20 protein-coding genes and 1 riboswitch are annotated in these 20,913 nt (G+C 70.2%); of the genes, 13 read left to right on the top strand and 7 right to left on the bottom strand.

What is annotated here, in order from left to right; all coding sequences use genetic code 11:
- Positions 1 to 147: 147 nt before the first annotated feature.
- The 4 genes from OG207_RS14270 to OG207_RS14255 all read left to right on the top strand — a co-directional run bounded on the left by OG207_RS14270 (position 148) and on the right by OG207_RS14255 (position 3,701).
- Positions 148 to 660: an ATP-binding protein gene (locus OG207_RS14270; RefSeq protein WP_329098933.1), complete on the top strand. Its 513-nt coding sequence runs from the start codon at positions 148 to 150 to the stop codon at positions 658 to 660.
- 396 nt (positions 661 to 1,056) lie between these two features.
- Positions 1,057 to 1,869: a polysaccharide deacetylase family protein gene (locus OG207_RS14265; protein WP_329098932.1), complete on the top strand. Its 813-nt coding sequence runs from the start codon at positions 1,057 to 1,059 to the stop codon at positions 1,867 to 1,869.
- A complete protein-coding gene (locus OG207_RS14260) occupies positions 1,866 to 3,053 on the top strand; it encodes a YncE family protein (RefSeq protein WP_329098931.1) in 1,188 nt (395 codons plus the stop codon). The genes OG207_RS14265 and OG207_RS14260 overlap by 4 nt, the downstream gene beginning before the upstream one ends.
- A gap of 435 nt (positions 3,054 to 3,488) precedes the next feature.
- Entirely contained in the window at positions 3,489 to 3,701 is a 213-nt protein-coding gene (locus OG207_RS14255; RefSeq protein WP_030009288.1) for an EF-hand domain-containing protein, read from the top strand.
- Between the two features lie 101 nt (positions 3,702 to 3,802).
- Here the strand turns inward: OG207_RS14255 and OG207_RS14250 are convergent, their stop codons facing one another.
- Entirely contained in the window at positions 3,803 to 4,351 is a 549-nt protein-coding gene (locus tag OG207_RS14250; RefSeq protein WP_030009289.1) for a PadR family transcriptional regulator, read from the bottom strand.
- A 126-nt stretch (positions 4,352 to 4,477) separates the two neighbouring features.
- On the opposite strand from OG207_RS14250, the gene OG207_RS14245 reads away from it, so the two are divergent.
- A complete protein-coding gene (locus tag OG207_RS14245; RefSeq protein WP_329098930.1) occupies positions 4,478 to 5,191 on the top strand; it encodes a flavodoxin family protein in 714 nt (237 codons plus the stop codon).
- A gap of 52 nt (positions 5,192 to 5,243) precedes the next feature.
- Positions 5,244 to 5,888, top strand: coding sequence for a dihydrofolate reductase family protein (locus tag OG207_RS14240; protein WP_329098929.1), 645 nt, complete (start codon positions 5,244 to 5,246; stop codon positions 5,886 to 5,888).
- 47 nt (positions 5,889 to 5,935) lie between these two features.
- Here OG207_RS14240 and OG207_RS14235 read toward each other — a convergent pair whose 3' ends face one another.
- Together OG207_RS14235 and OG207_RS14230 are read right to left on the bottom strand one after the other, a co-directional pair.
- Positions 5,936 to 6,442, bottom strand: coding sequence for an AMIN-like domain-containing (lipo)protein (locus OG207_RS14235; RefSeq protein WP_329098928.1), 507 nt, complete (start codon positions 6,440 to 6,442; stop codon positions 5,936 to 5,938).
- A 110-nt stretch (positions 6,443 to 6,552) separates the two neighbouring features.
- On the bottom strand, positions 6,553 to 8,091 hold the full coding sequence (locus OG207_RS14230; RefSeq protein ID WP_329098927.1) for an MFS transporter: 1,539 nt from the start codon (positions 8,089 to 8,091) through the stop codon (positions 6,553 to 6,555).
- Between the two features lie 139 nt (positions 8,092 to 8,230).
- On the opposite strand from OG207_RS14230, the gene OG207_RS14225 reads away from it, so the two are divergent.
- On the top strand, positions 8,231 to 8,923 hold the full coding sequence (locus OG207_RS14225) for a TetR/AcrR family transcriptional regulator (protein WP_329098926.1): 693 nt from the start codon (positions 8,231 to 8,233) through the stop codon (positions 8,921 to 8,923).
- Between the two features lie 54 nt (positions 8,924 to 8,977).
- Here OG207_RS14225 and OG207_RS14220 read toward each other — a convergent pair whose 3' ends face one another.
- From OG207_RS14220 to gcvT, 4 genes are all read right to left on the bottom strand, one after another.
- Positions 8,978 to 10,360, bottom strand: a complete 1,383-nt coding sequence (locus OG207_RS14220) for an L-serine ammonia-lyase (RefSeq protein WP_329098925.1) — start codon at positions 10,358 to 10,360, stop codon at positions 8,978 to 8,980.
- A gap of 290 nt (positions 10,361 to 10,650) precedes the next feature.
- The gene (glyA, locus tag OG207_RS14215) at positions 10,651 to 11,907 is read right to left on the bottom strand and encodes a serine hydroxymethyltransferase (RefSeq protein WP_030763890.1); all 1,257 of its coding nucleotides are present in this window, start codon (positions 11,905 to 11,907) and stop codon (positions 10,651 to 10,653) included.
- 17 nt (positions 11,908 to 11,924) lie between these two features.
- Positions 11,925 to 12,308, bottom strand: a complete 384-nt coding sequence (gene gcvH, locus OG207_RS14210; RefSeq protein ID WP_329098924.1) for a glycine cleavage system protein GcvH — start codon at positions 12,306 to 12,308, stop codon at positions 11,925 to 11,927.
- Between the two features lie 101 nt (positions 12,309 to 12,409).
- Positions 12,410 to 13,525, bottom strand: a complete 1,116-nt coding sequence (gene gcvT, locus OG207_RS14205; RefSeq protein ID WP_329098923.1) for a glycine cleavage system aminomethyltransferase GcvT — start codon at positions 13,523 to 13,525, stop codon at positions 12,410 to 12,412.
- 175 nt (positions 13,526 to 13,700) lie between these two features.
- Positions 13,701 to 13,804, bottom strand: a riboswitch (glycine riboswitch).
- 206 nt (positions 13,805 to 14,010) lie between these two features.
- On the opposite strand from gcvT, the gene OG207_RS14200 reads away from it, so the two are divergent.
- From OG207_RS14200 to OG207_RS14175, 6 genes are all read left to right on the top strand, one after another.
- Positions 14,011 to 14,667 carry an AAA family ATPase gene (locus tag OG207_RS14200; protein ID WP_329098922.1) on the top strand — a complete coding sequence of 219 codons (657 nt, stop codon included), beginning with the start codon at positions 14,011 to 14,013 and terminating at the stop codon, positions 14,665 to 14,667.
- Positions 14,668 to 14,811: 144 nt separating this feature from the next.
- On the top strand, positions 14,812 to 15,546 hold the full coding sequence (locus OG207_RS14195; RefSeq protein WP_329098921.1) for an enhanced serine sensitivity protein SseB: 735 nt from the start codon (positions 14,812 to 14,814) through the stop codon (positions 15,544 to 15,546).
- 94 nt (positions 15,547 to 15,640) lie between these two features.
- Positions 15,641 to 16,381: an enhanced serine sensitivity protein SseB C-terminal domain-containing protein gene (locus OG207_RS14190; RefSeq protein WP_202199624.1), complete on the top strand. Its 741-nt coding sequence runs from the start codon at positions 15,641 to 15,643 to the stop codon at positions 16,379 to 16,381.
- A 488-nt stretch (positions 16,382 to 16,869) separates the two neighbouring features.
- Positions 16,870 to 17,865: an ABC transporter permease gene (locus OG207_RS14185; RefSeq protein WP_329098920.1), complete on the top strand. Its 996-nt coding sequence runs from the start codon at positions 16,870 to 16,872 to the stop codon at positions 17,863 to 17,865.
- A gap of 78 nt (positions 17,866 to 17,943) precedes the next feature.
- Positions 17,944 to 19,692 carry an ABC transporter substrate-binding protein gene (locus OG207_RS14180; RefSeq protein ID WP_329098919.1) on the top strand — a complete coding sequence of 583 codons (1,749 nt, stop codon included), beginning with the start codon at positions 17,944 to 17,946 and terminating at the stop codon, positions 19,690 to 19,692.
- A gap of 152 nt (positions 19,693 to 19,844) precedes the next feature.
- Entirely contained in the window at positions 19,845 to 20,852 is a 1,008-nt protein-coding gene (locus OG207_RS14175) for an ABC transporter permease (RefSeq protein WP_329098918.1), read from the top strand.
- Positions 20,853 to 20,913 lie beyond the last annotated feature (61 nt).

Raw genomic sequence — 20,913 nt, 5'->3', positions numbered from 1 at the left:
GGCGCGTCATTGCAGGTCAGGGCGTCCGTAGAGGCCTTCCGGTTGCCTCTCGCATATGACGGAACACCCCCTTGGAGTTGTTGAATCCGGGGGGTGTTTTCCTGTGGAACGGCCCGGGCGGGCGGGTCGGCCGTCCATGATGGGTGCATGGCGGGCCTGGAGGGTGTGGAACAGCCGCGGCAACGCGGCAGCGCTTCGGCGGTACGGCTCACGGCGGCTGTCGAGGACGAACAGGGCCTCAAGGCGCTGGAGTTGTACGGAAATCCGGCCGAGGCCGAAGTGACACTGCCGTCCATGCCCGAATCGGCGAGCACCGCGCGCCGGCTCACCCAGTGCGTGGTGGTCCGCCTCTGGGGCCTCTCGCCGCAGATCGCCGAGCACGCCGTCCTGTTGGTCTCGGAGCTCGTGGGCAATGCGGTCCGGCACACCGGTGCCCGTTCCTTCGGTTTGCGCACGCTGCGGCGCCGCGGCTGGATCCGGGTGGAGGTGCGCGATCCTTCGCGCGGACTGCCCTGCCTGATGCCGGTCCACGAGCTGGACACCACCGGCCGGGGACTCTTCCTCGTCGACAAGCTGTCCGACCGCTGGGGCGCGGACCTGCTGCCGCGCGGGAAGATCACCTGGTTCGAGATGCGGGTCGCCGACCGCCAGAACCCCTGACCCTCCCCGAGCGCCCGCCCCGGGAACGCCGGAAGCCCCCGTGCGCCGTGTGGGGCGGTGTGGGGGCTTCATGGGTGCACCGAGGGTCTGAGGGGGTGTGATCCTCGGCGTGGTGACTTCGCTCGGGTCAATGGGAAGTCGTGGCTCCGACTATGGCAGACGAGGGCCAGAACGCCAAAAGTCCCTACTTGGACATAAGTGGGCAAATAGTAAGACTTTCTAGCTAAATCCTAGGCGAGGTGGGCCACTCACCTCGTAATCCATGAATAAATATCGACTGCTCTGCGTAAATCGTTGATCACATAGCGACCTGACCACTCGGATGGCCCCTTGTGGCGACCGTTCTGAATTGGGTCAATCGTTACCTTCTGGGCTATTCACCCCTTAAATGGGCAGGTGCTCTCACAACCAGGCCGCCGCGCGGCCCTGCGCGTGGCCCTGCGCGCGGCCGTCCTCGGGACGGCCGGCGCCGCCGCGGCCGGTCTCACCGCCGCCTGCGGGTCGGGTCGGCCGGCCACCGCACCCTCCGGTGCGCCGCCGGGTCCGGGCCGGTCGGCCCGCCCGGCACAGGAGGCACCGGCCGCCGCCCCGCGCCGGTTCGCCGGGCAGCCCGTGGAGATCGGTCACGGTCCGCGCGGCCGCCCCCGGGTCGCCCTCACCTTCCACGGCAACGGGGACCCCGCCATCGCCCGGGCGGTCCTGGCCGCGGCCGAGAAGGGGGGCGCGCGGGTCACCGTACTGGCCATCGGATCCTGGCTCGACGCGCACCCGGAGCTGGCCCGGCGCGTCCTCGACGGCGGTCACGAGCTCGGCAACCACACCCAGCGCCACCTCGCGATCAACGACATGCCCGAGGCGCAGGCCTACGCCGAGATCACCGGCTGTGCCCAGCGGCTCAAGCGGCTCACCGGCTCCATCGGCACCTGGTTCCGGCCCTCCCAGACCCAGTACGCGACCCCCCTCGTCCAGAAGCTGGCCCAACGGGCGGGCTACCCGCACGTCCTCTCGTACGACGTGGACTCCCTCGACTTCACCTCGCCCGGTGCCGCGGCCGTCATCCGCACCGTCACCGGGACGATCCGGCCCGGATCGGTGGTGAGCCTGCACTTCGGCTACGCGGACACGGTCGACGCGATGCCTGCCCTCCTCGAAGAACTCGCGCGCCGCAACCTGCGCGCGGTGACCACCACGGAGCTGCTGACCCCATGACGACCACCCGCCTTCCCCGGACCGCCGGCGCGCTGCTGGCAGGTCTGGTCCTCGTCGCCCTCGCCGGCTGCGGATCAGCCGGCAAGGAACCCGCCGAGGCGCTCGGCACCAAGGGCCCGGCCAAGCCCGTCAAGGCCGCGCCGGTCGCTCCGCCCGGTCTGCCCGGCATGCCGCCCGTGCTCGATCCGAACGACGTCTACGCGGCGGACCGGCCGAACAAACTCTCCCCCGTGGTGAAGGACTTCCCGTCCCGTGTCTACGTGCCGAACACCAACTCCAACACGGTGTCCGTCATCGACCCGACGACCTACCGGGTCATCGATACCATCCCGGTCGGGGTCCAGCCCCAACACGTGGTCCCCTCCTGGGACCTGAAGACCCTGTGGGTCAACAACAACCGCGGTCACACCCTCACCCCGATCAACCCGGCCACCGGCGAGGCCGGAAAGCCCGTGGAGGTGCACGACCCGTACAACCTGTACTTCACGCCGAACGGCAAGTACGCCATCGTCATGGCCTCGATGGACAAGGAGCTCGTCTTCCGTGACCCGCACACGATGGACCGGGTGAAGACGGTGCCCGTGACCTGCTACGGGGTCAACCACGCGGACTTCTCCGCCGACGGGCGCTACTTCATCGTGAGCTGCGAGTTCTCCGGCGAACTCCTCAAGGTCGACACCGAGCGAATGGAGGTCGTCGGCCAGCAGAAGCTGCCGTTCGAGGGCGCGATGCCGCAGGACGTCAAGGTCTCCCCGGACGGGAAGACCTTCTACGTCGCGGACATGATGGCGCACGGCATGTGGGTGCTCAGCGGGGACACGTTCGAGACCCCCAAACTGCTGCCCACCGGAAAGGGCTGCCACGGCCTCTACGTGAGCCGCGACTCCAAGGAGATGTACGTCTCCAACCGGGGCGAGGGCACCATCTCGGTCTTCGACTTCCCCGAGAACAAGCTCACCAAGAAGTGGACGCTGCCGGACGGCGGCAGCCCCGACATGGGCGGGGTCTCCGCCGACGGCAAGGTGCTGTGGCTGTCGGGCCGTTACAACTCCGAGGTCTATGCGCTCGACACGCAGACCGGCAAGCAGATCGCCCGGATCCCGGTGGGCGGCGGACCGCACGGACTCGCCGTGTACCCGCAGCCCGGCCGCTACTCGCTCGGCCACACCGGCATCTTCCGCTAGGCCGTCCCGGAAGGACGGTAGGGCCGGTGCGGCAGTGCCCCGGAAGCCCGCACGGCTCCCGGGGCACCATCGTCCGTGCGTCGGACCACGGGCGACCGGGCGACCGGCGCCTTCTCGCGCAGCCGGGCGCACTCCTCGGCGGCACGTCACCGCGCCGGGAGAGCGGGAGGTCGCGGAGCGGCCGCTCCTCGGTCCCCGGATCCTCGAGCTGCTCGACGCCCATCGACGGTCCTCTCGGTCGGTGCTCGGTCCGCGGCGCTCCCGGGGGCGGTGGCTCCGGGCCGTACGACGGCGTACGCCTGGTTGCGGGTCGCGCGCAGACCCCGGCCGCGCGCGAAAGGGGACATCGGTCTCGAACGGGACCCGGGGCGGGGGCGGACCGGGCAGGCCGCTACCCTGAGCCGGTCAACAAGGCATCAAGAAGGAGTGGACCCAGTGGCGGACATCGAGAGCGCACGGACGACGTTCGGCAAGTTCGACGTGAACGGTGACGGCTTCGTCACGGCCGACGAGTTCAAGGCGGCCATGGCGGCCATGGGCGACCCGTTCGTCACCGGCCCCGTCGCGGACGCCGTGATCGCCTCCAAGGACGCGAACGGTGACGGCCTGCTGAGCTTCGACGAGTTCTGGGCCTCCCTGAACAAGTAGTCCCTCCGATGCCGCCCCGCCCCGGACCGCCGGAGCGGGGCGGCAGCGTGCGTTCGGCGCCGGGCGTCAGGTCCCGGGCCCCGCGCGTCAGGCCCCGCGCGTCAGGCCCCCGGTCCGGACATGTCCTCGACCTCGCCCAGGGCCTCCTCCAGCCAGTGCAGCCAGAACGTCTCCAGGGCGATCCCGCCGTGCAGCACGAGCCGCCGCAGCCGGTCCTCCACGGCGTCCCGCCCCGGCGGGAAGTCCTTCTCCTCGATGGCCTCGTACTGTGCGAGCTGACGGCGGTGCAGCTCCAGGTGGCGCCTTAGCTCGGGACCGAGCCCCTGTGGCCCCACGACACCCGCCGCGCGGATCCGCAGCAGCAGCGGGTCGCGCATCGGCTTGGGGTCCTGGCTCTCGCCGACCCACCGGGCCAGCTCCGCGCCGCCGGCGGGCAGCACCTCGTACTCCTTCTTCTGCCCGCGCACGGGCACCTCGCTCGGCAACTCCCGGATCAGCCCGGACTCCTCCAGCCGCCCCAGCTCGCGGTAGATCTGCTGGTGCGTCGCCGACCAGAAGTACCCGATCGACTTGTCGAACCGCCGGGTCAGCTCCAGCCCGGACGAGGGCTTCTCCAGCAGGGCGGTGAGGATGGCGTGCGGCAGCGACATGGCGCCATCCTAGGTTTGCGGCGGCGCCGGCCCCTACGCCTCCTCCGTGCGGCCGCGTCCGCAGGGCCGTCCCCGGACGGGCGCGGCCCGCTGGCGGTGCCCGGGTGCCGTGGCCAGGCTGGGGACGTGGCTGCCGCATACGACTACTCGGACCTGACCGCCCTCTACGTGAACTGCACGCTCAAACGCTCACCCGAGATCAGCAACACCGAGGGCCTGATCGACAGGAGCCGCCGGGTCATGGAAGGGGCCGGCACCCGGACCTCCCTCATCCGCGCCGTCGACCACGACATCGCGACCGGGGTCTGGCCCGACATGACCGAGCACGGCTGGGAGAACGACCAGTGGCCGGTCCTCTACAGCCAGGTCATGGACGCCGACATCCTCGTCCTGTGCGGCCCCATCTGGCTCGGCGACAACAGCTCCGTGATGAAGCAGGTCATCGAGCGGCTCTACGCCTGCTCCTCGTTGCTGAACGAGCGGGGCCAGTACGCCTACTACGGGCGGGTCGGCGGCGCACTGATCACCGGCAACGAGGACGGCGTCAAGCACTGCGCCATGAACGTCCTCTACAGCCTCCAGCACCTCGGCTACGCGATTCCGCCACAGGCCGACGCGGGCTGGATCGGCGAGGCCGGGCCCGGACCCTCCTACCTGGACCCCGGCTCGGGCGGCCCCGAGAACGACTTCACCAACCGCAACACCGCCTTCATGTCCTGGAACCTCATGCACCTGGCAGCCCTGCTCAAGCGCTCGGGCGGCATCCCGCCGCACGGCAACCAGCGCTCGCAGTGGGACGCAGGATGCCGCTTCGACTTCCCCAACCCCGAGCACCGATGAGTTCTGCGCTCCGGGGCGGTCCCACGGTGGACGACAACGCTGGAGGAAGCCCGTGGAGCAACTGCTGAAAGTCCAGAACTTCGCCGTGTCGCGCGACGGGTTCGGTGCCGGTGAGCACCAGAGCCTCGCGCGGCCGTTCGGCGACGCCGACCCCGGCCGACTGCTCTCCTGGGCCGGAGCCACCGCGAGCTGGCCCAACCGCACCGATCCCGGCGGGAGCCGGGGCCTCGACGACTACTTCACCCGGGACTTCGCGCACAACATCGGTGCCGAGATCATGGGCCGCAACAAGTTCGGTCCCCAGCGCGGGCCCTGGACCGACCACGACTGGCGCGGCTGGTGGGGCGAGGAGCCCCCGTTCCACACCCCGGTGTTCGTCATGACCCACCACGTGCGCCCTTCGTTCACGCTCTCCGACACCACCTTCCACTTCGTCGACGCCGACCCGGCCACGGCCCTGGCCCGGGCGCGGGAAGCCGCGGCGGGCAAGGACGTCCGGCTCGGCGGCGGGGCCACCACCATCCGCGAGTTCCTCGACGCCGACCTCGTCGACACCCTGCACGTGGCGGTCGCGCCGGTGGAGATCGGATCCGGGGTCAGGCTCTGGGAGTCGCCCGAGGAACTGCTCGACCGGTTCCACCTCGATGTCGTGCCCAGCCCGAGCGGCGTGACGCACCACCTGTTCTGGCGCAGGTGACGACGGGCCCGGGGCGCATGCGCCCGGGCCCGTCGCCTCGCACCGGTTCAGCGTGCGATGTCCACGACGAACCGCTCCGGCGAGTGCAGGGGGAACGCGCGGTAGTACGGCAGGGTGTCGAAGGCGGCGCCGAAGGTCACGTACCCCTCGTAGTCGCCGGTCAGGGCGATGCCCTTGAGCTTGCTGAGGCCGATCTTCTGCAGCTTGGGCCCGTGGTAGACGCTCTGCCCCGCGTCGTCGTGCGCTGCGGCGGGGTGGAGGCGGATCTCCAGGAAGTACTTCCCGGGCAGCGGCACGGGCTTGCCGGACCCGTCGTAGACGAGGTGCGGGACGGGAGTGACGGTGACCGCGGGGGCGGAGCCCTGGAGGTCGATGACGATGCGGTCGTACGTGGGGTGCCCGGCCCAGCGGGCGTTGACGACGAGCGGGGTCTGGGCCCGGGTGGTGGTGGCGACGGTGGTGGAGGCCGAGGCAGGTGCGGCGAAGGAGAGGCAGGCGGCGAGCAGGGCGCCGGTTGCCAGGGCCACGAACTGCCGGAGACGGGTGTGGATCATGACGTCCCCTCGATTCTCGAGAGACGGGGACCAGTGGCACTGAGGGGGACGCCCTGAGGGGATCCAGCGGTTCCGGTTCTGTTGACCCGCTTTGAGGGGAGCCCCTCCTGCTACCGATGCGCCGTTTCCGCTTCCGTTTCCGTTTCCGCTTCCGCTTCCGGTTGCGGGGCCGGTCGGCCGGTGACGGGCGACGGGGTGGCGCTTCGGTCCGGGCGCAGGAGTAGCGCGACCAGGAGCGCCGCGGCTGCCAGGGCGGCGCCGCCGCAGCGCAGTGCCAGGTGCAGGGCGTCGATGAAGGCGGCGTTCACGGCGTCGTGGACGGGGGCGGGCAGGGCGGCGGTGCTGCCCGGGGCCGCGCCCTGGAGGTGGCGGCCGAGTTCGGCGGGCGCGCCGAGCCGCTGGAGCGACTCGGTCAGGGTGGTGGCGAGTCGGCTGCTGAGGACGGCGCCCAGGACGGCGACGCCGATGACACCACCGATCTCGCGCAGCGTGTTGAGGGTTGCGGATGCCATGCCGGCCCGTGCCGGGTCGACGCGCTGCATGATCGTGATGGACACGGGGGTGAACGTCATCCCCATGCCGAGGCCCATGGTGAGCAGTACCCAGACGTACTGCGGGTAGCGGGCGTCCGCGCCGTAGAGCGAGAGGGCGCCGAGCGCCGTGGCGCAGAGGGCCAGGCCGGTGACCAACGGGAGGCGGGGGCCGTGGCGTGAGGTGAGCGCGCTCGACAGCGGCGCGGCGACGACGATCATCGCGGTCATCGGCAGGCCCGCCAGGCCCGCGTCCGACGGGGACCAGCCCATCACGTCCTGCATGAGCAGGGGCAGGAAGAACGCGGCTCCGAACATGCCGAAGCTGATCATGAAGCCGCTCACCGCAGCGCCGGTGAGTACCCGGTCCCGGAAGAAGTGCAGGTCGAGCATGGGGTCGGCGCTGCGGGCCTCGACCGCGACGAAGGCGGGCAGGGCCAGCGTCGCCACGGAGGCGAGGGCGAGCACCCGGGGGTCGGTCCAGCCGCGGGTGGGCCCCTCGATGAGCGCGTACACCAGCGCGCCGAATCCCAGTGCGGAGAGTGCCTGGCCCGGCAGGTCCAGCCTCTTGGCGCGGGTCGCGAACTCGGGTAGCACCCGGGCCGCGAGCAGCAGCCCCGCCACCCCGATGGGGACGTTGATCCAGAAGACGGCCGCCCATCCGAAGGCGTCTACGATCGGCCCGCCCAGGACGGGGCCGACGGCCAGGCCCAGCGCGGAGACGCCGGACCACAGGCCCACGGCCCCGGCCCGCTCCTTCTCGTCCGTGAAGACGTGGCGCAGGATGGACAGACTGCCCGGTGTGAGGAGTGCCGCGCCGAGGCCCTGGAGCATCCGGGCGGCGATCAGTGTGCCCGTGGAGCCGGACAGTGCCGCCGCCGCGGAGCCCGCCGTGAAGACGGCCAGGCCGGTGAGGAAGACCCGCCTGCGTCCGTAACGGTCGCCCAGGGTGCCGCCGGTGAGCAGGAGGGCCGCGTAGACCAGGCTGTAGCCCTCCACCACCCACTGCAGTCCGCTGACGCCGGAATGCAGTTCCTGCCCGATGCGGGGCAGGGCGTTGTTGACGATGACGTTGTCGAGCATCGCCATGAACATCGTGGCGCACAGTGTGGCGAGCACGAGCCCCTTGTGTCGGGCAGGTGGCTTCATCATCCCGTTCCCTAACAGTGTTAGTCGCTTGTTCGGTGCGGCTAGACTGCCTCTAACAGTGTTAGTTGGCAAGCGGGATTCCGGCGGGGCCCGTGGACGGAGGTGGCCGATGGCCGTACAGGGCAGTGCTGATGACGGACCGTCGCAGCCGGGACTGACCCGTCAGGCGCTCGTTCGGGCGGCCCTGCGGGTGCTGGAGCGCGAGGGCGTCAACGGCCTGTCGATGCGCAAGGTCGCCGCCGAGCTGGGGGTGAAGGCGGCCTCGCTGTACTGGCACGTGCGCAACAAGGAGGAGCTGCTCGACCTGCTCACCGACGAGCTCATGGCCGACGCCGAGGCGCCGCCACGGGAGGGCGACTGGCGTGAGCAGTTGCGCGAGTACTGCGTGCGCTACCGCCGGCATCTGCTCGGCAAGCGCGACGCCGCCAAAGTCGTCGCCGGCCGGCTCGCCCCGGGACCCCATCTGCTGCGTCTGATGGAGGACCAGCTCGGCCGTCTGAGGGAGGCCGGTTTCTCCGATGCCGATGCTGCCATGATCAGCTACCTGCTCGGCGCGTTCGTCCAGGGCTTCGTGCTCCAGGAGCAGGGGCCCATTTCTGCGTCCGAGGCCATGGGCGCCAGCCGCCGCGAGGCCGCCACGGCTGTGGGTGAGCAGCTGCGCCGGCTGCCCCGGGACACCTTCCCCAGCCTGGTCGCACTCGCCGACGACCTGACCGACCGTTCCATGGAGGAACGCTTCTCGTTCGGCCTCGAACGTCTCCTGGACGGCTTGTCCACCCTGCTGGAGCAGGGATCACGTTGAGACGCGAGAGGGGCCCGGCGCGTGCCGGGCCCCTCTCATCTCACGCGGTGCGCGTCAGCACTCGATGACGTTGACGGCGAGGCCGCCGCGGGCGGTCTCCTTGTACTTGACCTTCATGTCGGCGCCGGTCTCCTTCATGGTCTTGATGACCTTGTCGAGGGACACCTTGTGGCTGCCGTCGCCGCGCATCGCCATCCGCGCCGCGGTGACGGCCTTGACCGCCGCCATGCCGTTGCGCTCGATGCAGGGGATCTGCACCAGGCCGCCGACCGGGTCGCAGGTCAGGCCGAGGTTGTGCTCCATGCCGATCTCGGCCGCGTTCTCGACCTGTTCCGGGGTGCCGCCGAGGACCTCGGCGAGGGCGCCGGCCGCCATCGAGCAGGCGGAGCCCACCTCGCCCTGGCAGCCGACCTCGGCGCCGGAGATCGAGGCGTTCTCCTTGAAGAGCATGCCGATCGCGCCCGCGGCCAGGAGGAAGCGGACCACGCCGTCCTCGTCCGCGCCCGGCACGAAGTTCATGTAGTAGTGCAGCACGGCCGGCAGGACGCCCGCGGCGCCGTTGGTCGGCGCGGTCACGACCCGGCCGCCCGCCGCGTTCTCCTCGTTGACCGCCATCGCGTAGATCGTCGCCCACTCGCTGCGGTGCAGCATCGGGTCGCCCTCGGTGCGCAGCTGGCGTGCCGTGGCGGCGGCCCGGCGCTTGACCCGCAGGCCGCCGGGGAGGATGCCTTCGCGGGACATGCCGCGCGAGACGCAGGACTGCATGACGCGCCAGATCTCCAGGAGGCCCTCGCGGATCTCCTCCTCCGTGCGCCAGGCCTTCTCGTTCTCCAGCATCAGGGAGGAGATCGACAGGCCGGTCTCGTTCGCCAGGCGCAGCATCTCGTCGCCGGAGCGGAAGGGGTACTTCAGCACCGTGTCGTCGAGCTTGATCCGGTCCTCGCCGACCGCGTCCTCGTCCACGACGAAGCCGCCGCCGACCGAGTAGTAGGTCTTCTCCAGCAGCGGGGTGCCGGCGCCGTCGTACGCGAAGAGCGTCATGCCGTTGGCGTGGTACGGCAGGGAGCGGCGGCGGTGCAGGATCAGCTGGTTCGGCTCGTCGAAGGCGATCTCGTGGACATCGCCTATCTCCGCCCCCAGCAGCCGCAGCCGGCCGCTCTTGCGGATGCGCTCGACCTCGTCGTCGGCGGTCTCGACGTTCACCGTGCGGGGGGAGTGGCCCTCCAGGCCGAGCAGCACCGCCTTGGGGGTGCCGTGCCCGTGGCCGGTCGCGCCGAGGGATCCGAAGAGCTCGGCCCGGACGGAGGCGGTCTGGGCCAGCACGCCGTCCTTCTTCAGCCGCGTCACGAACATGCGCGCGGCCCGCATCGGACCCACGGTGTGCGAGCTGGACGGACCGATGCCGATCGAGAAGAGATCGAAAACGGAAATGGCCACGTTGGCGGACTCCCGGGTCATCCCCGCGGTGGCGGGGAACGGACCGTCGAGTCGCTCTCGCAGCGTAGCGAGGCGGCCGACGGAGGGTGCGGACTTTGCAGGGATTGCGGGCAAAGATCACCTCGTGGGCGCCCTTGCCCGGTTCATCAGCGTACGTCAGTTCGTGAGGGGCTCGGTTACGCCGACCTGTACGGCGTCTTTCGCGGCCCCGACGTCGAGGACCGCGCCCCGGGCCAAGGAAAAGGCCCGGCCTTGTGCGCAACAAGGCCGGGCCCGCCCAAGCCGTTGCCCTAGAGGGTCGGGTACAGCGGGAACTTCGCGGCGAGCGCGGAGACGCGAGCCTTCAGGGCCTCGCTGTCGTACGCGGGCTTCAGCGCCTGCGCGATGATCTCGGCGACCTCGGTGAAGGCCTCGGCGTCGAAACCGCGGGTGGCCAGGGCCGGCGTACCGATCCGCAGACCCGAGGTGACCATCGGCGGCCGCGGGTCGTTCGGGATGGCGTTGCGGTTGACCGTGATGCCGACCTCGTGGAGGCGGTCCTCGGCCTGCTGACCGTCCAGCTCGGAGTTGCGCAGGTCGACCAGGACCAGGTGCACGTCGGTGCCACCGGTGAGGACGTCCACGCCCACGGCCTTGACGTCGTCCTGGACCAGGCGGGCGGCGAGGATCTTCGCACCCTCCAGGGTGCGCTCCTGGCGCTCCTTGAACTCGGGCGAGGCCGCGACCTTGAAGGAGACCGCCTTGGCCGCGATCACGTGCTCCAGCGGGCCGCCCTGCTGACCCGGGAAGACCGCGGAGTTGATCTTCTTGGCCAGCTCCTGCGTCGACAGGATCACACCGCCGCGCGGACCGCCGAGGGTCTTGTGCGTGGTGGTGGTGACGACGTGGGCGTGCGGCACCGGGTTCGGGTGCAGACCGGCGGCGACCAGGCCGGCGAAGTGCGCCATGTCGACCATCAGGTACGCGCCGACCTCGTCCGCGATGCGGCGGAAGGCGGCGAAGTCCAGCTGGCGCGGGTAGGCGGACCAGCCGGCGACGATCAGCTGCGGCTTGGACTCCTTGGCGAGGCGCTCGACCTCCGCCATGTCCACCTCGCCGGTCTCGTCGACGTGGTACGGGACCACGTTGTAGAGCTTGCCGGAGAAGTTGATCTTCATGCCGTGGGTCAGGTGACCGCCGTGGGCCAGGTTGAGGCCCATGATCGTGTCGCCCGGCTTCAGCAGCGCGAACATCGCGGCGGCGTTGGCCTGCGCACCGGAGTGCGGCTGGACGTTCGCGGCCTCGGCGCCGAACAGCGCCTTGATGCGGTCGATCGCGATCTGCTCGACGACGTCGACGTGCTCGCAGCCGCCGTAGTAGCGGCGGCCCGGGTAGCCCTCGGCGTACTTGTTCGTCAGGACCGAGCCCTGGGCCTCCATGACGGCGACCGGAGCGAAGTTCTCCGACGCGATCATTTCCAGGGTGGACTGCTGGCGCACGAGCTCGGCGTCGACGGCGGCGGCGACGTCCGGGTCGAGCTCGTGCAGCGGGGTGTTGAGAACAGACATCAGGATCCCCTGGGGTGTCAGTTGTCGGAGTGGGTGAGCGCGGCGTACTCCTCGGCGGAGAGCAGGTCGGCCGGCTCCTCCGCGACGCGCACCTTGAACAGCCAGCCACCCTCGAAGGGGGCGGTGTTGACGAGCGCCGGGTCGTCCACGACGTCCTGGTTGGCGTCGACGACCTCGCCGGTGACGGGGGAGTACAGGTCGCTGACGGACTTGGTCGACTCGAGCTCGCCACAGGTCTCGCCGGCGGTCACCGTGTCGCCGACCGCGGGGAGCTGGGCGTAGACCACGTCACCGAGCGCGTTGGCCGCGAACTCCGTGATACCGACCGTCGCGACGCCGTCCTCGGCGGTCGACAGCCACTCGTGCTCCTTGCTGTAACGCAGCTGCTGGGGGTTGCTCATGACCTGATTCTCCTGGATGCGGGGGAGTGGATACGAACTGCGGTCTTGGGTACTGAGACGGCGCCGTACGGGTTCCCGGACGGCGGACGTGGTGCGTGGGGCTACTTCTGCCGCTTGTAGAACGGCAGCGCCACGACCTCGTACGGCTCATGCGTACCGCGAATGTCGACGCCGACGCCGGACGTTCCGGGCGCGGCGTGCGCCGCGTCCACGTACGCGATGGCGATCGGCTTGCCCAGCGTCGGGGACGGGGCGCCGGAGGTGACCTCGCCGATGACCTGACCGTCGGCGACGACCGGGAAACCGGCGCGCGGGACGCGGCGGCCCTCGGCGATCAGACCGACCAGCTTGCGCGGCGGAGCGGTGGCGGCGCGCTCGGCGGCGGCCTCCAGCGCGGCGCGGCCGACGAAGTCGCCCTCCTTCTCGAACTTCACGACCCGACCCAGGCCCGCGTCGAACGGCGTGAGGGCGGTGGTCAGCTCGTGCCCGTACAGCGGCATGCCCGCTTCCAGGCGCAGCGTGTCGCGGCAGGACAGACCGGCCGGGACCAGGCCGACGCCCTCGCCCGCCTTGGTGAGCGCCTGCCACAGTTCCACGGCGTGCTCGGGGGCGACGAACAGCTCGAAGCCGTCCTCACCCGTGTACCCGGTGCGCGCGATCAGCGCGGGCACGCCCGCGACGGTGCCCGGCAGGCCGGCGTAGTACTTCAGGCCGTCCAGGTCGGCGTCGGTCAGGGAGGCCAGGATGCCCGGGGACTCCGGGCCCTGCACGGCGAGCAGCGCGTACGCGTCGCGGTCGTCGCGGACCTCGGTGTCGAAGCCGGCGGCGCGCTCGGTCAGGGCGTCCAGGACGACCTGGGCGTTGGAGGCGTTGGCGACGACCATGTACTCGGTCTCGCCGAGGCGGTAGACGATCAGGTCGTCGACGATCCCGCCGTCCTCCTGACAGATGTGCGTGTAGCGGGCGCGGCCGACGCCGACGGTGGAGATGTTGCCGACCAGGGCGTAGTCGAGGGCCTTGACGGCCTCCGGGCCGGTCAGCGTGATCTCGCCCATGTGGGACAGGTCGAAGAGACCGGCCTTGGTGCGTACGGCGTTGTGCTCGTCGCGCTCGCTGGCGTACCGCAGCGGCATGTCCCAGCCCGCGAAATCGGTCATGGTCGCACCGAGCGAGCGGTGCAGCGCATCGAGGGCGGTCAGGCGGGGGGCAGTGCTCATGGGTGTGGCTCCCGGGTCCCAGGGCATCGACATGACATGACGAGGACGTTCCTCCCCATCTGTCATCGGAACCTGAGAGGTTCGCCGAGAGTTCCGCCGATCGCCCGATCGCCGGTTCTTCTCATCGACTTGCACCTTGGGTGGAGCTGCGCAGCAGCTCGCTTTTCAGATCTGCCTCATCCACGCGGTACGGGGCCTGAGAGATTCAAGGGAGGTTCTTGCTCCTTCGGCGCCCGCGCACGGCCTTGCGGCGTGCCGGGACTCTCCCGCGCGGATTCAAGCGGCCGGTATGCAGTTGGTCCAGATGGCGCACATCATTGCACGCCGTGCCCGAGATCGGGCGGTGGGGTCCGAAAGTTCGTACGGCCCTCCGAAGAGTCGGACCGGAACCGGGGCCGCCGGATTACCGTCTCTTTACACTCAGTGGGCAAGGGTCCTGGTGACCCGATTCGGGGGAGGCGAACACTGTGCGGAGATTCGGAGTGGTGACGACGACCGGAACCGTGGAGGCGGTGCCCGCGCAGCGCGGCGCGCGCGGGCGCGAGAGGGCGGCCGGCAGCGGCCTCGGCCTCGTGCGCGACCTGCGCGGACCGGCCGTGCGCGCCCCGAGCCCGCTCGGCTTCGCGGCCGGAGACATCGTCGTGGTGTCCGGCCTTCCCGGCGGCGGCAAGAGCACGCTGATCAAGCGGGCGGCCGGCGAGGGCGGGGCCGTGGACTCCCAGGACACCCGTGAGCGCTGGGAGCGCCGCATGCCCGCGCCGCTGCCCTACGCGGTGTACCGGCCGCTGGTGCGCGCCGCGCACTACTGGGGGCTGTGGCGGATCCTGCGCTCCGGAGCCTCCGTGGTCGTCCACGACTGCGGTACGCAGTCGTGGGTGCGCGGTCTGCTCGCGGCCGCCGCGCGCCGCCGGGGCCGAGCGCTGCACCTGCTCCTGCTGGACAGCAGTCCCGAGGAGGCCCTCTCGGGGCAGGCCGCGCGCGGCCGCCGGGTCTCCGCCTACGCCTTCGCGCGCCACCGCGGCGCGGTGACCCGGCTCCTGCGCGAGGCCGAAGCGGGCCGCCCGCCCGCGGGCTGTGCCTCGGTGACCCTGTTGGACCGGGCCTCCGCCGCCACGGTGACCCGCATCGCCTTCGGCGCCTGACCCGCCGGGTGCGGCGCCGCGGCCGGGGTCCGGGGCGGAGCCCCGGATCTTTCGGATCCGCCCGGACCCCGGCAACGGTGCGGGGCGCGGGGCCGGTACCCTGCGGGGCGACACGCGCGGGAATCAAGACAGAGGCAGGGGCAGATGCAGGGCAGCGGCTGGCCGGGGAATGAGCTGGAGCAGGTGCTCGGGGCGGCGCTCGGGCAGCCGGACGCCGGGGGGCGGATCCTGGAGGTCCTCGGACGCAGCCAGGTGTGGGTTCCCCTGCCGGGCGGGGGCGGCCGGGCGTCGGCCGGCCTCGATCTGCCCACCATGGACATCGGCGGGGCGGCGTACGTCCCCGTCTACAGCTCCGAGGCCCAGTTCCTCGCCTGCGTCGGTCCCGGCATGGACTTCGCGGTGGCGCCCGCCGTCGAGTTCGCCCGCGGTCTGCCCCCGCAGCTCGGCATCGCCCTCAACCCCGAGGGCGCCGTCGGCGCACCGCTCCCGCCGTCCGCCGTCGCGGAGCTGTGCCGCAGCGGCCGGACCGCGCTCGACGGCCCGGCCACCGGCGGCCGGGTCCGGCTCTTCGAGCCCGACTGGCAGGACGATCCGGTGGATTTCCTGGCCGCCGCCACCGAGGAGTTCCGGGCCACCGGGGTGGTCGCCGCCGCGCACCGCTGCCTCGCCAGCATCGAGGGCGGGGAGCCCCAGCTGTTCGTCGGTGTCCGCCTGGTGGGATGGGAACCCGAAATGCAGAGCGCGCCGATGGAGGCCCTCGGACGGGCCCTGACCCGTGTCCCGCCGCCGTGGCCCGTGCAGTTGATCCTGCTGGACGCCGCCCAGGACCCGGTCACGGACTGGATTCGTGAGCGCGTACGCCCCTTCTACCTGCCGTAGGGCCGCTTAAGCTGGTTACATCTCCTGGCCGCACGCGCGACTGCCGGTTCGGAGGACACGCGTGGAGCGACGGGCGGACGAAGAGGGGTTCCGGGTGAGTGCGTCAGGCACGGCCGCGGCCGGGCAGGTCGAGCACATGATGCGCCAGGTGACTCCCGGGCGCTACGAGAGTTACGAGTCACTCCTGCACGCCCTCGCCGAGGGCCGGCTGTGGATGTTGCTCTGGCAGGGGCAGCCGGGCTCCCCGGACGCCCAGTACGGCGGTATGGAAGTCGAGAGCCTCGGCTACGCGCCCTGCGTCACCTCCCCCCAGGAGCTGGCCGCCAGCGGCTGGAACCGGGGCTACGAGGTGGTCACCGGGCGGGACATCGCCCGCGCGCTGTACCCGGACCGCTGGGGCCTGTGGCTCAACCCGCACGCCCAGGGCGGTGGCCTCGGCGTGCCCTGGGCGGACCTGCGCCGGATCGCCACCGGGCTGGACCGGATGCCGGCGGGCCCGCTGCGCCTGTCCGAGCCCGCCATCGAGCTCCCGCAGTTCTACGGGCTGCTGACCCAGCACGCGCACCGCACCCCGGCGGTGCGGTCGCTGCGCCGCGCGTGGGTGCAGCCCGCGCTCGGCTCCCCGTACCTCGCGGTGGGGCTCGACCTGTACGACGCATCCGCGCCCGCGCTGGAATCCGTACGGGAGATGATGCGTCAGTCGGTCGGGGTGGTCCCCGAGGGCGTCCCGGTGTGCACGGTCGCACTCGGGGACGAGCACGACCCCGTCGCCATGTGGCTGCGCGCGCAGACCCGCCCCTTCTACGACCGCGAGGGCCAGGCGCCGGCGTACTGACCCGGCGTACTGAGCCGACGTACCGACCCGGGTACGCACCTGCCGCCCGCACCCGGCGCACGCGTTCCGCGATGTCCGGACATGGGGGCATCCCTCTCGAAGGCCGCACCGATCCCCATCGGTGCGGCCTTCTGTGCATTCGGTGAGTCCGCCCAAGATTCGTGCCCGAAAGGGTAGTTGGGCGGCATGTCCGTTCCGTGCCGAACGGGCGGTGTTTCACCGCTCAACAGATCCCGGGGTTCGGATAACGGAAGGTGTAGGCGTAGATCACGGTTGCGCATCACATCTCCGGGGGGTCTGGCGGGCGCTCGAGAGGGCGTTGAAGACTCCACCCCACCGAAGGCCGGTCCATCTCGCAAACACCAGCCCTTCACGTGCACTTCCGGCACTTTTCGTGCCAATCGCACCACCAGCGACGCCGATTGAACCAAGCCGCCACAGCGGCGGGCATGGGCCGACCGACGTCGGCCGAGAGGGGTCCCACCACGATGACGGCACCACTGCAGGACACCAGCGCGGCCGAGCCCGCAGCCGTGGCCACCTCCGAGGTTCCGGGCAAGGCGATCGAGGGACGGTCGCTCGGTCGTATCGCATGGACCAGACTCAAGCGCGACAAGGTCGCGATGGCCGGCGGCCTGGTCGTGCTGCTGCTGGTGGTCCTGGCCATGCTCTCGCAGCCGATCCAGTGGATCTTCGGGCTGGACCCGGACGCCCTGCACCAGGACCTCATCGATCCCTCCCTGGCCACCCCCATCGGCTCCTTCGGCGGCATCAGCTGGGACCATCCGCTGGGCGTGGAGCCGAAGTTCGGCCGGGACATCGCCACCCGCATCCTGGAAGGCTCCTGGGTCTCCCTGCTGGTCGCCTTCGGATCGACCGTGGTCTCGGTGTTCATCGGTTCCGTTCTGGGCGTCATCGCCGGGTACTACGGAGGCTGGGCCGACACGGTGATCAGCCGCATGATGGACACCTTCCTCGCCTTCCCGCTGCTGCTCTTCGCGATCTCCATCTCGGCCGCCCTCCAGGGCGGGGCCTTCGGACTCGAAGGACTGCCGCTGCACATCAGCGTGCTGATCTTCGTGATCGGCTTCTTCAGCTGGCCCTACATCGGACGCATCGTGCGCGGCCAGACCCTCTCGCTGCGCGAGCGGGAGTTCGTCGACGCGGCCCGCAGCCTCGGAGCCCGCGGCCCCTTCATCGTCTTCCGTGAGCTGCTGCCGAACCTGATGGCGCCGATCCTCGTCTACTCGACGCTGCTCATCCCGACCAACATCCTCTTCGAGGCCTCCCTGAGCTTCCTCGGCGTGGGCATCCAGCCGCCGCAGGCCTCATGGGGCGGAATGCTCAGCTCCGCCGTCGCCTACTACAAGGTCGACCCGATGTTCATGGTCGTCCCGGGCATGGCGATCTTCGTCACCGTGCTCGCCTTCAACCTCCTCGGCGACGGTTTGCGCGACGCCCTGGACCCCAAGAGCTCGCGCTGACCCTCCCGCTCCTCGGGCACCCGGCCGAGGCTCCGCCAGTACCCACCACCACTCCGAATCAGGGGGCATCACTCCGCCATGAGAAGCAGGTCGAGAACAGCCGCGGTGCTTGCCGCCGCCATCACCGTCGCCCTCACCGCCTCCGCCTGCAACGGTGGTGACAAGACCGGCGGCGACGACAAGTCGGCCGGCGCCAACGCCGCCGTCAAGGCAGTGGTCAACGTCTCGGACAAGAAGGGCGGGACGGTCGTCTACGAGGCGTCCGACACCCCCGACTCCTTCGACCCCGGCAACACGTACTACGGCTTCGTCTTCAACTTCAGCCGCCTGTACGCCCGTCCGCTGACCACCTTCGCGCCCGCCCCGGGCGCCGAGGGCAACAAGGTGGTCCCGGACCTCGCCGAGAGCCTCGGCGTGCCGAGCGACGGCGGCGCCACCTGGACGTACAAGCTGCGCAAGGGCGTCAAGTACAGCGACGGCTCGCTGGTCACCTCCAAGGACGTCAAGTACGCGGTCGAGCGCAGCAACTTCGCGCGTGACGTGCACTCCAACGGCCCGAACTACCTCGCGCAGTACCTCAAGAACAACGAGACCCCGTACGAGGGCCCGTACAAGGACAAGTCCGACACGGGACTGCAGTCCATCGAGACCCCCGACGACCAGACGATCGTCTTCAAGCTGAAGCAGCCCTTCGCCGAGTTCGACTACCTGCTGGCCAACCCGCAGTCGGCCCCCGTGCCGAAGGCGAAGGACAACGGCGCGGACTACGTGAAGAACATCGTCTCCTCCGGCTCGTACATGTTCGAGAGCTACGAGCACGACAAGCAGGCCGTCCTGGTCCGCAACCCGAACTGGGACGCTTCCACGGACCCGCTGCGCAAGCAGCTCCCGGAGAAGATCGTCGTCAAGCTGAAGGTCAACCAGGAGACGATCGACTCCAACCTGAAGGCCGGCAACACCCACATCGACATCGTCGGCAACGGTGTGGCCCAGCAGACCCAGACCGAGCTGCTGACCTCGAAGGACCCCAACACCGACAACGCCGAGGGTGGTCGCCTGGTCTACATGGCGATGAACACCAAGGTGGCCCCCTTCGACAACGTGGAGTGCCGCAAGGCGGTCCAGTACGCGATCGACAAGGTCTCGGTGCAGACCGCCTTCGGCGGCCCCATCCGCGGCGCCATCGCCAGCACCGTCCTGCCGACGGACATCCCGGGTCACGTGGACTTCAACACCTACAAGACCCCGGACGACAAGGGCGACGAGGCCAAGGCCAAGGCCGCGCTGACCGCCTGCGGCCAGCCGAACGGCTTCGAGACCACCATCACCGCGCGCAACGACCGCGCCGGCGAGGTCGACATGGCCACGGCCATCCAGGCGTCCCTGAAGAAGATCGGGATCACGGTCAAGATCGAGCAGTTCCCGGCCGGCAAGTACTTCAGCGACTACGCGGGCGTCCCGAAGTTCACCGAGGACAACAAGATCGGCCTCATGATGATGCAGTGGGGCGCCGACTGGCCGAGCGGCTTCGGCTTCCTCCAGCAGGTCGTCCACGGTGACGCGATCAGCAAGACGGGCAACACCAACCTGTCGCAGCTGAACGACCCCGAGATCAACAAGATGCTGAACGACAACATCGCCAACACCGACTCCGCCGCCCGCGAGAAGGTCTACGGCGAGATCGACAAGAAGGTCATGGACCAGGCGGTCATCGTGCCCCTGACCTACTTCAAGGTGCTGCACTACCGCTCGCCCAAGATCACCAACGCGGTCTCCAACCCGGCGTGGAGCGGTCAGTACGACTACCTCAACATCGGCCTGAAGTAACCCCGGACGTCAAGTCCTCAGGCAGTTCGACCCTCTCAGCCAGATCTGCCAGAACCGTGGAAGGCAGGTGAAGGCAGCAGTGCGCGCGCCGGTCCGTCCCGCGCCCCCGACCGGGGTGCGGGGCGGACCGGCGGACGCCGAAGCCGACCCCCGTGTTTGTGTACATCGTCCGGCGGCTGTTCGCCGCGGTGTTCCTGCTGCTCGTTGTCAGCGCGATCACCTTCGCGATCTTCTTCCTGCTGCCCCGGCTGGCCGGCGGCACGGCCGATTCGCTGGCCACCCAGTACGTGGGCAAGAACCCCTCGCCCGAATCCATCGCCGCGGTCAAGAAGAACCTCGGTTTCGACCAGCCCCTGTACGCGCAGTACTGGGACTTCCTGCGGGGCGTCTTCGCGGGCCGCGAGTTCAACTACGGCCCCGACCCCTCGCAGTGCCACGCCCCCTGCCTCGGCTACTCCTTCAAGGACCACGTCGAGGTCTGGCCCGACATCGTCAGCCGGCTCCCCATCACCGCCTCCCTCACCCTGGGAGCGGCCGTCATCTGGCTGATCACCGGTGTGACCACGGGCGTGGTCTCGGCCCTGCGCCCGGGCTCGCTCTTCGACCGGCTCGCGATGGGCGTGGCCCTCGCCGGCGTCTCGCTGCCGATGTTCTTCACCGGCACGCTCTCGCTGGCCGTCTTCGTCTTCAACTGGCCCGTGTTCACCAACGTGTACGTGGACTTCTCCGAGGATCCGGCCGCCTGGTTCCAGGGGCTGGTCCTGCCCTGGTCCACACTGGCCTTCCTCTACTCCGCGCTCTACGCCCGGCTCACCCGGGCCGGAATGCTGGAGACCATGAGCGAGGACTACATCCGCACCGCGCGCGCCAAGGGCCTGCGCGAACGGGTGGTCATCACCCGCCACGGGCTGCGTTCCGCGCTGACTCCGATCGTGACCATCTTCGGCATGGACTTCGGGCTGCTCCTCGGCGGCGCCATCGTCACCGAGACGGTCTTCTCGTACCACGGCATCGGTGAGTACGCGTACCACGCCATCGCGGTGAACGACCTGCCGAAGATCCTCGGGGTGACCCTCTTCGCCGGAGCCTTCATCGTGCTGTGCAACCTGGTGGTCGACCTCGTCTACGCCATCATCGACCCGAGGGTGAGGCTGTCGTGACCGATTCGACTCCGAAGGGGAACGAGGCCGGCGCGGCCGCCACCGACCGCGGCGCGCACAC

The sequence above is a fragment of the Streptomyces sp. NBC_01439 genome, from assembly GCF_036227605.1.
GTDB lineage: Bacteria > Actinomycetota > Actinomycetes > Streptomycetales > Streptomycetaceae > Streptomyces.
This window is presented reverse-complemented; position numbering and strand designations above follow the sequence as displayed.

Bases quoted from the DNA above. Each gene is read 5' to 3' on its own strand.
- OG207_RS14270 (WP_329098933.1), top strand. From the start codon at position 148: ATGGCGGGCCTGGAGGGTGTGGAACAGCCGCGGCAACGCGGCAGCGCT.
- OG207_RS14260 (WP_329098931.1), top strand. From the start codon at position 1,866: ATGACGACCACCCGCCTTCCCCGGACCGCCGGCGCGCTGCTGGCAGGT.
- OG207_RS14250 (WP_030009289.1), bottom strand. From the start codon at position 4,351: ATGTCGCTGCCGCACGCCATCCTCACCGCCCTGCTGGAGAAGCCCTCG.
- OG207_RS14235 (WP_329098928.1), bottom strand. From the start codon at position 6,442: ATGATCCACACCCGTCTCCGGCAGTTCGTGGCCCTGGCAACCGGCGCC.
- OG207_RS14225 (WP_329098926.1), top strand. From the start codon at position 8,231: ATGGCCGTACAGGGCAGTGCTGATGACGGACCGTCGCAGCCGGGACTG.
- glyA (WP_030763890.1), bottom strand. From the start codon at position 11,907: ATGTCTGTTCTCAACACCCCGCTGCACGAGCTCGACCCGGACGTCGCC.
- gcvH (WP_329098924.1), bottom strand. From the start codon at position 12,308: ATGAGCAACCCCCAGCAGCTGCGTTACAGCAAGGAGCACGAGTGGCTG.
- gcvT (WP_329098923.1), bottom strand. From the start codon at position 13,525: ATGAGCACTGCCCCCCGCCTGACCGCCCTCGATGCGCTGCACCGCTCG.
- OG207_RS14195 (WP_329098921.1), top strand. From the start codon at position 14,812: ATGCAGGGCAGCGGCTGGCCGGGGAATGAGCTGGAGCAGGTGCTCGGG.
- OG207_RS14185 (WP_329098920.1), top strand. From the start codon at position 16,870: ATGACGGCACCACTGCAGGACACCAGCGCGGCCGAGCCCGCAGCCGTG.
- OG207_RS14180 (WP_329098919.1), top strand. From the start codon at position 17,944: ATGAGAAGCAGGTCGAGAACAGCCGCGGTGCTTGCCGCCGCCATCACC.